This window comes from Azospirillum agricola, from assembly GCF_020005195.1.
GTDB classification, from domain to species: domain Bacteria; phylum Pseudomonadota; class Alphaproteobacteria; order Azospirillales; family Azospirillaceae; genus Azospirillum; species Azospirillum agricola.
On record NZ_JAIFZR010000008.1, the window covers coordinates 59972 to 74528 of the forward strand.

The following is a 14557-nucleotide window of genomic DNA, read 5'->3' on the forward strand; positions in this document are numbered from 1 at the left end:
GAGCCGGGCGTGCCCGTGAAGCTCCCCCTCGCCACCACCTTCAACGCTTGGCTGAAGGGGCTGGCGAAGACCTTCTCCGGCTCCGTCCGGCTCAAGCTGATGACGCTGGTGCTCGCCCCGCTGCTGCTCGGCGTGCCGATCCTGCTGGCCATCGTCTGGGTGTGGGGCACGCAGGGTTACGACCAGCTTCTCGTCAACAAGGTCAGCTCCGACCTCGGCACCGCGCGCCAGTATTTCGATCGGGTTCAGGGCGCCCTCGGCACCCGGTTGGAGGGCTTCGCCTCCTCGCACCGGCTGGCGCTGGCGCTGGAACGGGGAACGCCCGACGAGGTGCGGCGGCTGCTCGACGAGGCGGCCGAGGAGCAGGGGCTCGATTACCTGCTGCTGCTCGACGCGCAGGGCCAAGTGCGGGTCGGCGGGAAGTTCCAGGGGGCAGCCGGCCGCTCCGGCTGGGCGGTGGTGCGCGAGGCGCTGCAAGGCTACCCCCGGCACGGGCTGGAGGTCTTCGCGCCGGAGGAGCTGGAGGCGCTCGGCACCGCCCTGCGCCGCGCCGCCCACATCCCGCTGGTGCCGACCCGCAACGCCCGGCCCGATGGCCGCGGCGTCGAGGAGCGCGGCCTGATGATCCAGGCCGCCGTCCCCATCGCCGGGCCCGACGGGCTGGTCAGCGGCGCGCTGGAGGGCGGCGTCCTGCTCAACGGCAACCAGGGCATCGTCGACCGCCTGAACACCATCGTCTACCAGGAGGCATCGCTGCCGCTGGGCAGCCAGGGCACCGCCACCCTCTTCCTTGGCGACACCCGCATCGCCACCAACGTACGGCTGTTCGAGGGCCAGCGGGCGCTGGGAACCCGCGTTTCCAAGGCGGTCGCCGACCGCGTTCTGGGCGAGGGGCGGGTCTGGCTCGGCTCCGCCTTCGTGGTCGACGACACCTACGTGTCGGGCTACCAGCCGCTGACCGACACCGCCGGGCAGAGGGTCGGCATGCTCTATGTCGGCTTCCTCGAAGCACCCTTGCGCGACGCGCTGTACCGGGCGCTGGCCGGGCTGTTCCTGCTGTTCCTGCTGGTGTCGGGGCTGGGCACGCTGGCCGACCTGCGCTGGGCGCGCGCCATCTTCCGCCCGCTGGAGCGGATGAACCGGGTGATCGCCCGCATCGAGGCCGGCGAGGAATCCGCCCGCGTCGGCCCAACCCACAGCCGCGACGAGTTGGGCCGGCTGTCGCGCGCCTTCGACCATCTGCTCGACAGCATCGCCGCCCGCCGCTGGGAGCTGCAACGCTCGGCCGAGGAGCTGGACCGCAAGGTCGCCAAGCGCACCGCCGCCCTGGAGGAGGCCAACGCCACCCTGCGCCGCGCCCAACAGCAGCTCGTCATGAACGAGAAGCTGACGGCCATCGGCGAGTTGACGGCCGGGGTCGCCCACGAGATCAACAACCCGGTCGCCGTCATCCAGGGCAACCTCGACCTGATGCGCGAGGTGCTGGGCGACGCCATCGAGCCTGTGGCGGAGGAGGTCCGCCTGATCGACGAGCAGACCCGCCGCATCCACGCCATCGTCACCAAGCTGCTGCAATTCGCCCGCCCCGGCGATTTCGCCGGCTACGCCGAGGCCGCCGACGCCAACGCGGTGCTGGCCGACTGTCTGGTGCTGACCCGGCACAACCTGAACCGCGGCAAGGTCAAGGTGGAAACCCGGCTGGCCGCGACCAGCAGCGTCGAGATGAACCGGGGCGAGTTGCAGCAGGTCCTGATCAACCTGATCGTCAACGCCATGCAGGCGATGCCCGACGGCGGCACGCTGACGCTGGAAAGCCGCGACATCGGCCCCGGCGACTGGCCCGCCGGAAGCGAGCCCTTCGAGGGCGCGCTCTTGCACGTCCAGGACACCGGCCACGGCATCGCCGCGGTCGATCTGGGGCGCATCTTCGACCCCTTCTTCACCACCAAGAAGCAGACCGGCACCGGGCTCGGCCTGTCGATCAGCTACGCCATCGTCCAGCGCTACGGTGGACGCATCACGGTGGACAGCACCCCCGGCCAATGCACCCGCTTCACCCTGTGGCTGCGCCGGCAGGCCCGCTATTCGGCCCAGCCGACCGCGCCGCTGTTCGCCGCCCGGCTGATCACCCCGGACGGCGGCTGACGACCCGCGCCCCTGCCCGGCAGCGTCGGGATGCCGCCCTACGGCAGATCCGGATAGGTCCGCGTGCTGTCGACGATCTCGAATTTGGTGTAATCGTCGCTGTGGGTTACGACGACATGCCCGGAGACGCTGCTCTTTCCAAAAATCTTTGACCGCAGATCTTCCACCACGGATCTATAATCACTACAGCCATCCCTCCGGTATAGACGGAAAGAAATTCGAAAAAGACTATCATCCAAGAACAGAAACGTTAAATAGCTCTGCGACGACAGGCAAGGTCCTTTCGGCATTTTCGGAATCATACCCGCAATAACAGTATCTTCTGAAAAATATTTCCAAAAATACCGCACTTCGTTATTTTTATATTCTCCTGCTATTGGAAGGGAGGCCGGCTGGACCGTGGCAAACGGCGTCCCAAGCTTCCGATTGACCTGCGCCGCCGACATGCCCAAATGGAAGGGCCCGATGCCGTATCTCATATCCCTACCCGGCTGCTCCGTGAGGACGGCGGGAGGTGTCATCACGGCTGTGACCTGAGGGCCTTGGTCGGGGGTGCCCGCGAAATAGAAATCACCGGTCAACGACGACGCTTCCCACGGAATCTGCGCATCACCCGATGACGAGGACACCGCCGCCCGAACCTTCTTGAACACCTGTTCGATCGGAAGGCCCGGTTGCTGAATCGCTTTCAGCAACTCCTTGGTGTAGAGGCCGTTTCCACCCGAACCGTCGCTCGCCGTTCTCCCTGGCGCCGTCGCATACGCGATCATCGTTCCCTTAGGCGCGCTCATCTGCGCCAGACCGCCGCTCAACGCCCGGAACGGGCGCTCGAACGGATTGTTCCGGCAGGCGTCGAGGATGAGGATGTTCACCCTCGAACGGGCTTCCATCATCTGCGCCAACACGTTGTCGGCATCGACCGCCATCAGCGGCACCATGCGCTCGCTCGAAATCTCCGCATCCACTGGAATGAGATAATTCCTGCCTGACACCTGAAGACCGTGCCCCGAATAATAGACGAGCCCGACCGAGTCCTCGCTCAGCCTCCCGCCAAAGTCGATCACCGCCTTTTCCATCTCCGCCTTGCCGGCGTTGATGCGCTCGATCACCTCGAAGCCAAGCCCGCGCAACACCGCAGCCATCGCGCGTGCGTCGTTCGTCGGATTCCTCAATGGCGCCGTCGGGTAAGCATCGTTGCCGATCACCAAGGCCACCCGCCGCTCGCCCGATCCGACGCCGGTCCGCCTTAACGCCCTGTCCACCGCAACGCCCTGCGACACCTCCGGCGTTTGAAGCTCGCTCGCCCAGGATCGGTCGTCCACCGCCAAGCCCAGCACCAAGATCGCCATCGTCAGCAGCCAACGCCACATCGTCGCCATGAGCCACTCCGATCCAAAACCCCCGAGTGCATCACGCTAACTTAGACGGATATACGATCCAAGGTCATTGAGTGAAAACAACCTGGAGGCGCCAGGAGAGGCACTGGCATGAGGACAGGCTTCATCGGGAAACCCACCGGAACGGGCCGGCCGGCTTCCTCCGACCCGGCGCGCACCGGCAACCGGGCGCGCCCGCTTCAGTCGGCCAGGACCAGGAAGGGGTTGCCGCCGATGCGCTGGTAGCCCTCCTCCCCGACCAGGATGTCGAGCGCCAGCGAGGCGAGGTCGTCGGCCACCGGGTCGAGATCGGGCGCCTTGTCGAGGAACAGCAGCTTCAGGTAGCTGTGGCAGGCGCCGCAGGTCTCGGCGCGGACGGGGCCGTCCTTCCCCTGCCCCCCCTTGGTCCGATCCTCACCCGTCCCTTCGAGGAAGCGCTGGTCGACGTGCTTGCCATCGCCGCAGGACACGCAGGAGGCGCGAACGTGATGCCACGCGGTGTGGCAGATCCCGCAATGCAGGTAACGCAGCCCCCCCGCTTCCATGCCGACATGCAGCACGCCGGCCACCGGCGCACCACCGCAGACCGGACAGACCTGGGCGGTGGCATGGACCGAGATCGTGTTGACGTCCAGCACAGCGGCGTGGCGGGTCCAGGCGACCTGGAGGGCGGCGGTGACGAAGGGGGCGGCCGGCAGGTCGGTCGTCTCCAGCTGGTCGTTGATCAGGCGGTCGGCGAAGGCCGCCAGCCGGCCGGACTCCCCCGGCCCGAGAAGGCCGAGCGCGACGCGGGCCGGAGGCGGCACGGTGTCGCCGAGCCGCGCCAGCAGGGCTTGCAGGTCGAGCGGCCATTGCGCGGCCGGCGGGGCCGAGGCGGTCGCGGCAGCCAGCGCGTGCTGGGCATCGGCCAGCGTGGCGACGAAGGAGAGCCAGCCGCCCAGGCTGTGCCCGCCGGCAAGGCGGCGCAGGCGGGCGGCGCGGCGCTGGAAAAGACTGGTCGCGTCGGGCAGCCGCAGCGGCGACGGCGACTGGCCGGGCACCAGCCCGGCGGCGGCCATGGCGGCGGCGGTCGCCTCGGAAACGTCTGCGGCGGGGGCGTGGGGCGCGGCGGTCATGGGGCGGCTTTCGTGTCGGTCGTGATGAGGCGGCGATGGCGAGGCGAACACCCATGCAAGATCGGGGCAATGCCCGCACCGGCCCGCTCCCCCTGTTTGCCACCACCGTCAGGGCCCCGTCAAACTGTCTACCCCACCCGCCATAGGGACATTTTGTCTAAACCTTTTGGACAAAATGTCCCTATTGGCTGTGTGACCAATCAAAAAACCATGACGTCCGTGCGGCTTTCGCGGTTGGCACGGAATCTGCCTTTGGGCGCGGCGCCGTGAGTGGTCGGTCCTGCCGACGGCTCCGTTCCGGGTCCCAACGCCCCGGGCACGGCACAACCGTTTCCGAGGGAGGTTCCATGCCGATCACGCCCACGCAGCCCGCGCCGACGCAGGCTACGGCCACGCAGGTCTCACGGCGGCAATTCTTCAAGCTCACGGCGGGTTCGCTTGCCGCGTCCAGCATCGGCGCGCTGGGCTTCCTCCCGGCCGAGGCGCTGGCCGAGGTGCGCCAGTACAAGCTGAGCCGCGCCAAGGAGATCCGCAACACCTGCCCCTACTGCTCGGTCGGCTGCGGCCTGCTGATGTACAGCCTGGGCGACGGCGCCAAGAACGCCAAGGCCGAGATCATCCACATCGAGGGCGACCCCGACCACCCGGTCAGCCGCGGCTCGCTCTGCCCCAAGGGCGCCGGCCTGCTCGACTTCATCCACAGCCCGAACCGCCTCAAACACCCCGAGGTGCGCGAGGCCGGCTCCAGCACGTGGAAGCGCATTTCCTGGCACGAGGCGGTGGAGCGCATCGCCCGCCACATCAAGGACGACCGCGACGCCAACTTCATCGCCAGGAACGCCGAGGGCGTGACGGTGAACCGCTGGGTGTCCACCGCCATGCTGACGGCGTCCGCCTCGTCGAACGAGACCGGCATCCTGACGCAGAAGGTCATGCGCTCGCTCGGCATCGTCGGCACCGACGCGCAGGCCCGCGTGTGCCACGGCCCGACCGTGTCGGCGCTCGCCTCGACCTTCGGGCGCGGCGCGATGACCAACAGCTGGGTCGACATCAAGAACGCCGACTTCATCCTGATCATGGGCGGCAATCCGGCCGAGGCCCATCCGGTCGGCTTCAAATGGGCGATCGAGGCGAAGAAGAAGGGCGCGCGAATCGTCGTCGTCGACCCGCGCTTCAACCGCTCCGCCGCCGTCGCCGACGAATACATGCCGATCCGCGCCGGGTCGGACATCGTCTTCCTGGGCGGCGTCATCAACTGGCTGATCGCCAACGACAAGATCCAGTGGGATTACGTCAAGGCCTTCACCAACGCCAGCTTCATCGTGCGTGACGGCTTCAGCTTCGACGAGGGGCTGTTCAGCGGCTACGACGCGGCCAAGGGCCAGTACGACCGCAGCAGCTGGAACTACGAGTTCGACGAGAACGGCAAGGCGAAGACCGACCCGACGCTCCAGGATCCGCGCTGCGTGTGGAACCTGATGAAGGCCCACTACGCGCGCTACACGCCGGACGTCGTCACCGACCTGACCGGCACGCCGAAGGACGGCTTCCTGCGGGTCTGCCAGCATCTCGGCTCGACGGCCGTGCGCGACCGCGTCGGCACCATCCTCTACGCTCTCGGCTGGACCCAGCACACGGTCGGCGCCCAGAACATCCGCACCATGGCGATGATCCAGCTGCTGCTAGGCAACATCGGCATGCCGGGCGGCGGCGTCAACGCGCTGCGCGGCCACTCCAACATCCAGGGCCTGTCGGATCTGGGGCTGCTGTCGACCAGCCTGCCCGGCTACCTGAACCTGCCGGCCGAAAAGACCAACCCGACCTTCGCCGACTACATCGCCAAGAACACCCCCAAGCCGCAGGCCGACGGCCAGCTCAACTTCTGGGGCAACACGCCGAAGTTCTTCGTCAGCCTGCTGAAATGGTTCTGGGGCGACAAGGCGACGAAGGAGAACGACTGGGGCTACGACTGGCTGCCCAAGTGGGACAAGATGTACGACGTGCTCCAGGTCATGGACCTGATGCACAACGGCAAGGTCAACGGCTTCATCGTCCAGGGCTTCAACCCGCTGACCTCCTTCCCGGACGTCCGCAAGACGGCGGCCTCCTTCGCCAAGCTGAAATACATGGTGGTGATCGACCCGATCACGACCGAGACCTCGTCCTTCTGGCAGAACCACGGCGAGATCAACGACGTCGACACCGCCAGCATCAAGACCGAGGTGTTCCGCCTGCCCTCCACCTGCTTCGCGGAGGAGGACGGCGCCATCGTCAACTCGGCGCGCTGGCTGCAATGGCACTACAAGGGCGCCGACGCGCCGGGCGAGGCCAAGAGCGACCAGGAGATCCTGGCCGAGATCTTCGTCGCCGTCCGCGACCTCTACCGCAAGGAGGGCGGCACGGTTCCCGAGCCGATCCTCAACCTGTCCTGGCCCTACAAGAACCCGCTGGAACCGACGCCGGAGGAGCTGGCGAAGGAGCTGAACGGGCGGGCGCTGGCCGACATCCCCGATCCGAAGGACCCGACCAAGTTCCTGGCCCGCAAGGGCGAGCAGCTGCCGAACTTCGCGATCATGCAGGCCGACGGCTCGACCATGAGCGCCTGCTGGATCTTCGCCGGCTGCTGGACGCAGGCCGGCAACCAGATGGCGCGGCGCGACAACACCGACGCCGGGCTGGGCAACACGCCGGGTTGGGCCTGGGCGTGGCCGGCCAACCGCCGCATCATCTACAACCGCGCCTCCTGCGACCCGTCGGGCAAGCCGTGGGATCCCAAGCGCAACCTGATCTCGTGGAACGGTGCCGCCTGGGCCGGCGCCGACGTGCCGGACTTCAAGGCGGATTCGGCGCCGAGCGAAGGGATGAATCCCTTCATCATGAACCCGGAGGGCGTCGGGCGGCTGTTCTGCACCGACAAGCTGGCGGACGGTCCTTTCCCCGAGCATTACGAGCCGATGGAAAGCCCGCTCGGCACCAACCCGCTGCACCCGAAGGTGGTCAGCAGCCCGGCGGTGCGCATCTTCAAGGCGGACAAGGAGCGGCTGGGCACCCATGACCAGTTCCCCTATGTCGGCACCACCTACCGTCTGACCGAGCATTTCCAGTTCTGGACCAAGGGCGTGCGCCTGAACGCCATCGCCCAGCCCGAGCAGTTCGTCGAGATCGGCGAGGCGCTGGCGGCGGAGAAGGGCATCAAGGCCGGCGACTGGGTGCAGGTCAGCTCCAAGCGCGGCCACATCAAGGCCAAGGCGGTGGTGACCAAGCGGATCAAGGCGCTGACGGTGACCAACCGCACCGTCCACCAGATCGGCATCCCGCTGCACTGGGGCTGGGAGACGGTGGCCAAGAAAGGCTTCCTGTCCAACACCCTGCCGCCGGCGGTCGGCGACTGCAACACCCAGACCCCGGAATACAAGGCGTTCCTGGTGAACGTCGAGAAGATCGGAGTGGCGTAATCATGGCCCTGCAATCCCTGGACATCCTGCGCCGCTCCGCCTCGCCGACGCCGACCCCGCAGGCCCGCAACCCGCAGGAAGTCGCCAAGCTGATCGACGTGTCGGTCTGCATCGGCTGCAAGGCCTGCCAGGTCGCCTGCTCGGAATGGAACGAGCTGCGCGCCGACGTCGGCACCTGCACCGGCGTCTACGACAACCCGATCGACCTCGGCCCGCAGGCCTGGACGGTCATGCGCTTCAACGAGGTCGAGGAGAAAGGCAAGCTGGAGTGGCTGATCCGCAAGGACGGCTGCATGCACTGCGCCGACCCCGGCTGCTTGAAGGCCTGCCCGTCGCCGGGCGCCATCATCCAGTACAAGAACGGCATCGTCGACTTCCACCAGGAGAACTGCATCGGCTGCGGCTATTGCGTCTCCGGCTGCCCGTTCAACGTGCCGCGCATCAGCACGGTCGACAGCAAGGCCTACAAGTGCAACCTCTGCTCCGACCGCGTTGCGGTCGGACAGGAACCGGCCTGCGTCAAGACCTGCCCGACCGGCGCGATCCAGTTCGGTTCCAAGGAGGACATGATCGAGGTCGCCGAGACCCGCATCACCGACCTGAAGTCGCGCGGCTACGACCAGGCCGGGCTCTACGACCCGGCCGGCGTCGGCGGCACCCACGTCATGTACGTGCTGCACCACGCGGACAAGCCGCAGCTCTACTCCGGCCTGCCGGAGAACCCGGCGATCAGCGCCGTGGTCGGCCTGTGGAAGGGCATGCTGAAGCCGCTCGCCACGCTGGGCGTGGCCGCCGCCGGCCTGTTCGGGTTCTTCCACTTCATCACCGTCGGTCCGAACCGCGCCGACGAGGACGAAGAGGAGCATGGTGGGCACGACAGCCCCACCGGCGGGCATGACAGCCCGACCGGCGGTCAGGACCGCCCCAGACACGTCGCAAAGAACAAGCAACCGGAGGACGCGCTGTCATGAAGGAAAAGCTGATCCAACGCTACGGCGCCGCCGAGCGCATCAACCACTGGATCGTGGCGGTCTGCTTCGTCCTGCTGGCGATCTCGGGGCTGGCCTTCTTCTACCCGGCCTTCTTCTGGCTGACCGGCGTGTTCGGCACGCCGCAGCTCGCCCGCATCGTCCACCCCTTCGTCGGCGTGGTGATGTTCATCGCCTTCGCCCGGCAATTCTTCCGCTACGCCCACCACAACCTCATCAACAACGAGGATGTGAAGTGGATGATGTCGGTGCGCGAGGTGATGAAGGGCAACGAGGTCGGCGACATCGGCCGCTACAACGGCGGCCAGAAGGGCATGTTCTGGATGATGGTCCTGTGCATGCTGGCGCTGATGGCGTCGGGCTTCATCGCATGGCGGCCGTATTTCGCCGAGCTGTTCCCGATCCCGGTGATCCGCGTCGCCCTGCTGGTCCATTCGGCCAGCGCGCTGGCGCTGATCGCCGGCATCATCGTGCACGTCTACGCGGCGCTGTGGGTCCAGGGCACCATCCGCGCGATGGTCGAGGGCGTCGTCACCCACGCCTGGGCAAAGAAGCATCACCCGCGCTGGTACCGTCAGGTCACCGGCAAGGAAACCGGGCACTGAAGAAAAACCCTCTCCTCCCCGGGGGAGAGGGCTTCAACCGACAGGAATGCATCGCCATGACCGCCATGCTCACCGCCCCGCCGCCCGACGAACGCCGCGCCCCTCTGCACCGCACCACGGTGCTGCGGCTGGGACCGGAGGGGGCCGAGCTGTGCGACGACCATGTCGTGGAGGAGGTGCCGGTGGCGCTCACCTACAACGGCATCGTCCACGCGGTGATGCTGGCCACACCCGAGCATCTCGACGAGTTCGCGCTCGGCTTCAGCCTGTCCGAGGGCATCCTCGCCTCGGCGGACGAGCTGTACGACGTCACCGTGGCCGACGGCTGCGACGGGATGGAGGTCCGCATGGACATCCCGCTCGACCGCTTTATGGCGTTGAAGAAGGGAAGCCGGCGCAGCCTGACCGGACGTTCGGGCTGCGGGCTCTGCGGGCTGGACAGCCTCCAGGCGGTGACCCGCGTCACCGGCAGCGTCGCCGAGGGCACCACCCTGCCGGTCAGCGCGGTGGCGAAGGCGCTGGGCCGTTTCGGCGACCTCCAGCGCCTGCACCGCATCACCGGCGCCGTGCATGCGGTGGCCTGGGTGGACGCGACCGGCGACATCCTGGCGCTGCGTGAGGATGTCGGCCGCCACAACGCGCTCGACAAGCTGATCGGCTGGCTGGTGGCCAGCGGGGTGGACCGAAGCGCCGGCTTCGTCCTCACCTCCAGCCGCGCCAGCTACGAACTGGTGCAGAAATCGGCCGCCGTCGGCATCGGGGCGCTGGTGGCGATCTCCGCCCCCACCGGCATGGCGGTCCGCATGGCCGAAAGCACCGGCCTGACGCTGGCCGGCTTCGCGCGCGGCAACCGGCTGGTGGTCTACAGCCACGAAAAGCGCTGGCGTCAGGACATCTGACACCGGCACCTCGGTTACCCGTCAGCTTCCCTGCCCGTCCTTCGGCTCGAAGCGGTAGCGGAAGTCGCAATGGTCGGCGCCCTGCATGATGGTCTGGGTCCGCTCCATCGTGATGCGCGGGTCGTAGCCGACGCAGAAGGCGGCGTCGCGGTTGCAGGACAGCAGGTGGCCGATGGAGCCCAGCCCCATCTCCCGGTACATCTCGGCGTAGCGGCAGCGGGTGACGCTGTAGTCGAAATGCGCCTCGTCCTGCCGTTTCACCTCAAGGCGCAGCGCGTCGTCCTTGGTCCACAGCGGCTGGAGGTCGGCGAAGCTTTGCAGGCTGGTGCCGTTCGGCTCCGACGCCGCGAAAGCCTCCGCCGCGGCCAGCGCCGCCTTGGTGATGGCGGCGCCGAGAATCTCCTGGGCGACCGTCTCGCCCAGACGGGCCGCCATCTCCTCGTAGACCGGCTTCAGGATCTCCGCCTCGATGCGGCGGCGTTCCAGGATTCCCATGGCTGGCTTGTCGGCTGGCTGGGTCATCGTGTTCTCCTTCCTGTCGGAAACCATCCCTGGTGGGCCGTCAATGGACATGCCCGCCGAGATAGGCCTCGGCAATGCGCGGGTCGTCGCGGAGCTGGGCGGCCGGGCCGGCCAGCAGGATGCGGCCGTCCTCCATGACCGCCGCGTGGTCCGCGATGCGCAGCGCGGCGCGGGCGTTCTGCTCGACCAGCAGGATCGACACCCCCTCCGCCCGGATGCGCTCGACCAGATCGAAGATCTGCGCGACGATCTTGGGCGCCAGCCCGAGCGACGGCTCGTCGAGCAGCAGCAGGGTCGGCCGGCGCATCAGGGCGCGGGCGATGCACAGCATCTGCTGCTCGCCGCCCGACAGCGAGCCGGCGTTCTGCCGCAGCCGCTCGCCCAGCACCGGGAACATGCCCAGCACCCGGTCCAGCTCGCCCAAGCCCACGTCGCCACCGCCGAGCACGAGATTCTCCCGCACGCTCATGTTGGAGAAGATCTGCCGCCCCTCCGGCGCCTGCAACAGGCCGAGATTCACGATTCGATGGGCCGGCAGATTGGCGATCGGCTGGCCGTCGAAGCTGATGCTGCCGCGCCGCGCCCGGTAGATGCCGGACACCGCGCGCATCAACGTGGTCTTGCCGACGCCGTTGGAGCCGAGCACGGCGACGATGCCGCCCTTCGGCACGGCCAGCTGCACCCCGTGCAGGATCTCCTGCGGGCCCATGGCGACGTGCAGGTCCTCGATGGCGAGCAGCGGCGCGCTCATGATTCCACCCCAAGATAGGCTTCAAGCACCGCCGGGTCGCGGCGGATGGCGTCGGGCGGGCCGTCGGCGATCTTGCGCCCCGAGGCCAGCACCAGGATGCGCTGGCAGATGCCCATGACCAAGCCCATGTCATGCTCGACCAGCATGATGGTCAGGCCCTGCCCGTGCAGCCGCTTGATGAAGGCGGCGAGCGCCCGCGTCTCGGTGTCGTTGAGGCCGGCGGCCGGCTCGTCGAGGATCAGGAAGCGCGGGCGCATGGCGAGCGCGCGGGCGATCTCCAGATACTTGCGCTGCCCATAGGGCAGGTTGGCGGCGAGCTCGCCGGCCAGATGAGTCAGGCCGACCGCCTCCAGCGCCTCCCAGGTGCGGCGGCTGATGGCGTCGGCGCGCTCGCTGCCCGCCTTGGTGAAGCCGCCGAACAGGGCGCCCGCCGGCCCCTGCGGCAGCGTCCCCACCGCGCCCACCGACACGTTGTCGAACACCGACATGTTGGGGAAGACGCGCAGGTTCTGGAAGGTCCGGCCGATGCCGAGCCGCGCCACCTGGTTGGGCTTCATCCCGTTGATCGTCCGCCCGGCGAAGGCGACCGTTCCGGAAGAGAGCGGCGTGAAGCCGGACATCAGGTTGAACAAAGTCGTCTTGCCGGCCCCGTTGGGGCCGATCAGCCCGACCAGTTCGCCCTCGTCCACATGGGCGGTCACGTCGTTGACGGCCTGCACGCCGCCGAAGCGGCGGCTGGCGTTGCGCACGTCGAGAAGATGGGTCATCGCCAGCCGATCCCTTCACCCTTGCCGGTGCTGCGCCACGCGCCGCCGAGCTGCCGGCGCACCAGCCGCAGGGCGGAGACCTCGCCCAGCAGCCCCTTGGGCAGCAGCAGGATCGACAGGAACATGACCAGACCGACCATCACGTTGCGGAAGTCGCCGAGCGCCCGCAGCCCCTCCGGCAGCAGGATCAGCAGCAGGGCGCCGATGATGGCGCCGGGCAGGCTGCCCAGGCCGCCGACCACGACCATCGCCAGGATCAGGATGGATTCGGAGAACTTGAAATCGCCCGGCGAGATGTAGCCGGTCATGTGCGCCCACAGGGCGCCGGCCACCCCGGCGAAGAAGGCCGACAGGGTGAAGACCTCCATCTTCAGCCGCACGGTGCGCACCCCCATGGCGTCGGCGCACTGGTCGTCCTCGCGGATCGAGCGCAGCGCGTTGCCGTAGTAGGAGTGGCTGAGCCGGCCGATCGCCACGACGCACAGGACCACCACCACCGCCACCGTGTAGTAGCTGGCGAGCCGGCCGGACAGCGCGACGCCGAACAGCTCGAACCCCTTGGTGACGATGATGCCGTTGGGGCCCTTGGTGAAGTCGACCCAGTTCAGCATGACCAGATACAGCATCTGCCCGATCGCCAGCGTCGCCACGGCGAAATAGATGCTGACCAGCCGCATCGTCGGCAGCGCCACCAGGAAGGCCAGCAGCGCCGCGACCACGCCGGACAGCGGCAGCGTGACGGTGAAGCCCAGCCCCAGCTTGGAGGTCAGCAGCGCCGCCGTGTAGGCGCCGACGCCGTAGAAGGCGGCGTGCCCCAGATGCAGCAGCCCGGCGACCCCGGTGACCAGATGCATGGAGGCCGACAGCAGGACGAAGATCAGCGCCAGATTGGCGATCTGGTAGAAGTAGCCACGGTCGAAGCCGGCCAGCACCACCGGCAGCGCTCCGAAGACCAGCAGGGCGAGCAGGGCCGGGACCAGCCAGCGCCGCTGGCCGCCCTGCTCGGGAAGGGTTCCCTCAAACGCGTTCACGGCGCGCTCCGAACAGGCCGTTGGGGAAGAAGATCAGGGTCAGGATCAGGAAGGCGTAGGCCACCATGTCCGACCAGCCCGACGAGACGAAGGTCGTCGCCATGCTCTCGGCGACGCCGAGGATGAGGGCACAGACGACGGCGCCGGGGATCGAGGACAGCCCGCCCATCACCATGGCGACGAAGGCCTTGATGCCGGGCACGAAGCCCATCGCCGGGAAGATCGCCCCGTAATAGAGCCCCATCAGGATGCCGGCCGCCGCCCCCATCATCGAGCCGACCACGAAGGTGGTGATGATGGTGCGGTCGGTGTCGATGCCGACATACTTGGCGCCCAGCGGGTTGTTCGACACCGCGCGGATCGCCAGCCCGATGCGGGTGCGCGTCAGCAGATACTGCAAGCCGATCAGCATGGCGGCGGCGACGCCGAAGATGATGAAATCGCCGGTCACCAGGATCACAGGGCCGATGCGCACCGGCGTGTTGATCAGATAGTCGAAGGGGAGCGAGCGCATTTCCGACCCGAACAGGATCTCCAGCGCCTCGCGCACGACGATCGACACCGCCAGCGAGGACAGCAGGGTCGATTCCCGCATGGCCCGCGATTTCAGCGACGCCTCGTCGGTGAAGCGGCGGAACGGCTTGAAGGCCAGCCGCTCCAGCGAGAAGCCGGCCAGCGCGCCGACCGCCAGCGCCCCGAAGATCACCGCGACGATCGGCGGCGCCACCGCCGAGATCAGCACGAGCCCGGCGAAGGCGCCCAGCGTGTAGATCTCGCCATGGGCGAAGTTGACGACGTTCAGCACCCCGAAGATCAGCGTGAAGCCGATCGCCATCAGGGCGTAGGTCATGCCCAGCGACAGGCCGATGGCGAGCTGCTGGAGGTAGTAAGGGTCGATCATG

At 67.8% G+C, this 14557-nt stretch carries 12 protein-coding genes; 5 read left to right on the forward strand and 7 right to left on the reverse strand.

The annotated features are described in order from the left end of the window. The first annotated feature begins 9 nt into the window (after positions 1-9). Positions 10-2145, forward strand: coding sequence for a cache domain-containing protein (locus JN22_RS32605; protein ID WP_223678021.1), 2136 nt, complete (start codon positions 10-12; stop codon positions 2143-2145). Between the two features lie 38 nt (positions 2146-2183). Here JN22_RS32605 and JN22_RS32610 read toward each other — a convergent pair whose 3' ends face one another. Both JN22_RS32610 and JN22_RS32615 read right to left on the reverse strand, forming a co-directional pair. After that, positions 2184-3524: a caspase family protein gene (locus JN22_RS32610; RefSeq protein WP_085558077.1), complete on the reverse strand. Its 1341-nt coding sequence runs from the start codon at positions 3522-3524 to the stop codon at positions 2184-2186. Positions 3525-3721: 197 nt separating this feature from the next. Then, entirely contained in the window at positions 3722-4636 is a 915-nt protein-coding gene (locus tag JN22_RS32615) for a formate dehydrogenase accessory protein FdhE (RefSeq protein ID WP_085558078.1), read from the reverse strand. A 347-nt stretch (positions 4637-4983) separates the two neighbouring features. Here JN22_RS32615 and fdnG point away from each other — a divergent pair, with 347 nt between their 5' ends. From fdnG to fdhD, 4 genes are read left to right on the forward strand one after another with little or no spacing between them, the layout of a single operon-like run. Further along, a complete protein-coding gene (gene fdnG / locus JN22_RS32620) occupies positions 4984-8091 on the forward strand; it encodes a formate dehydrogenase-N subunit alpha (protein ID WP_085558079.1) in 3108 nt (1035 codons plus the stop codon). 2 nt (positions 8092-8093) lie between these two features. Beyond that, a complete protein-coding gene (gene fdxH / locus JN22_RS32625; protein WP_085558080.1) occupies positions 8094-9062 on the forward strand; it encodes a formate dehydrogenase subunit beta in 969 nt (322 codons plus the stop codon). Further along, on the forward strand, positions 9059-9685 hold the full coding sequence (locus JN22_RS32630; RefSeq protein ID WP_085558081.1) for a formate dehydrogenase subunit gamma: 627 nt from the start codon (positions 9059-9061) through the stop codon (positions 9683-9685). Before fdxH ends, JN22_RS32630 begins: the two co-directional genes overlap by 4 nt. A gap of 56 nt (positions 9686-9741) precedes the next feature. Beyond that, on the forward strand, positions 9742-10584 hold the full coding sequence (fdhD, locus tag JN22_RS32635; protein WP_223678022.1) for a formate dehydrogenase accessory sulfurtransferase FdhD: 843 nt from the start codon (positions 9742-9744) through the stop codon (positions 10582-10584). A 21-nt stretch (positions 10585-10605) separates the two neighbouring features. Here fdhD and JN22_RS32640 read toward each other — a convergent pair whose 3' ends face one another. The 5 genes from JN22_RS32640 to JN22_RS32660 are packed head-to-tail and all read right to left on the reverse strand — an operon-like array spanning position 10606 to position 14556. Then, a complete protein-coding gene (locus JN22_RS32640; RefSeq protein WP_085558082.1) occupies positions 10606-11106 on the reverse strand; it encodes an L-2-amino-thiazoline-4-carboxylic acid hydrolase in 501 nt (166 codons plus the stop codon). A gap of 40 nt (positions 11107-11146) precedes the next feature. Then, the gene (locus JN22_RS32645) at positions 11147-11857 is read right to left on the reverse strand and encodes an ABC transporter ATP-binding protein (protein ID WP_085558083.1); all 711 of its coding nucleotides are present in this window, start codon (positions 11855-11857) and stop codon (positions 11147-11149) included. Then, positions 11854-12624 (reverse strand): ABC transporter ATP-binding protein, encoded by a 771-nt coding sequence (locus JN22_RS32650; protein WP_085558084.1) that lies wholly within the window; start codon positions 12622-12624, stop codon positions 11854-11856. Before JN22_RS32650 ends, JN22_RS32645 begins: the two co-directional genes overlap by 4 nt. After that, complete coding sequence (locus JN22_RS32655; RefSeq protein ID WP_211099737.1) at positions 12621-13655, reverse strand: branched-chain amino acid ABC transporter permease; 1035 nt, start codon at positions 13653-13655, stop codon at positions 12621-12623. The genes JN22_RS32650 and JN22_RS32655 overlap by 4 nt, the downstream gene beginning before the upstream one ends. Continuing rightward, positions 13642-14556 carry a branched-chain amino acid ABC transporter permease gene (locus JN22_RS32660; RefSeq protein WP_085558085.1) on the reverse strand — a complete coding sequence of 305 codons (915 nt, stop codon included), beginning with the start codon at positions 14554-14556 and terminating at the stop codon, positions 13642-13644. Before JN22_RS32660 ends, JN22_RS32655 begins: the two co-directional genes overlap by 14 nt. Between the last annotated feature and the right edge of the window lies 1 nt (position 14557).

Excerpts from the sequence above, each read along its gene's own strand:
- JN22_RS32610 (WP_085558077.1), bottom strand. The coding sequence starts at position 3,524 with ATGGCGACGATGTGGCGTTGGCTGCTGACGATGGCGATCTTGGTGCTG.
- JN22_RS32615 (WP_085558078.1), bottom strand. The coding sequence starts at position 4,636 with ATGACCGCCGCGCCCCACGCCCCCGCCGCAGACGTTTCCGAGGCGACC.
- fdnG (WP_085558079.1), top strand. The coding sequence starts at position 4,984 with ATGCCGATCACGCCCACGCAGCCCGCGCCGACGCAGGCTACGGCCACG.
- fdxH (WP_085558080.1), top strand. The coding sequence starts at position 8,094 with ATGGCCCTGCAATCCCTGGACATCCTGCGCCGCTCCGCCTCGCCGACG.
- JN22_RS32630 (WP_085558081.1), top strand. The coding sequence starts at position 9,059 with ATGAAGGAAAAGCTGATCCAACGCTACGGCGCCGCCGAGCGCATCAAC.
- fdhD (WP_223678022.1), top strand. The coding sequence starts at position 9,742 with ATGACCGCCATGCTCACCGCCCCGCCGCCCGACGAACGCCGCGCCCCT.
- JN22_RS32640 (WP_085558082.1), bottom strand. The coding sequence starts at position 11,106 with ATGACCCAGCCAGCCGACAAGCCAGCCATGGGAATCCTGGAACGCCGC.
- JN22_RS32645 (WP_085558083.1), bottom strand. The coding sequence starts at position 11,857 with ATGAGCGCGCCGCTGCTCGCCATCGAGGACCTGCACGTCGCCATGGGC.
- JN22_RS32650 (WP_085558084.1), bottom strand. The coding sequence starts at position 12,624 with ATGACCCATCTTCTCGACGTGCGCAACGCCAGCCGCCGCTTCGGCGGC.
- JN22_RS32660 (WP_085558085.1), bottom strand. The coding sequence starts at position 14,556 with ATGATCGACCCTTACTACCTCCAGCAGCTCGCCATCGGCCTGTCGCTG.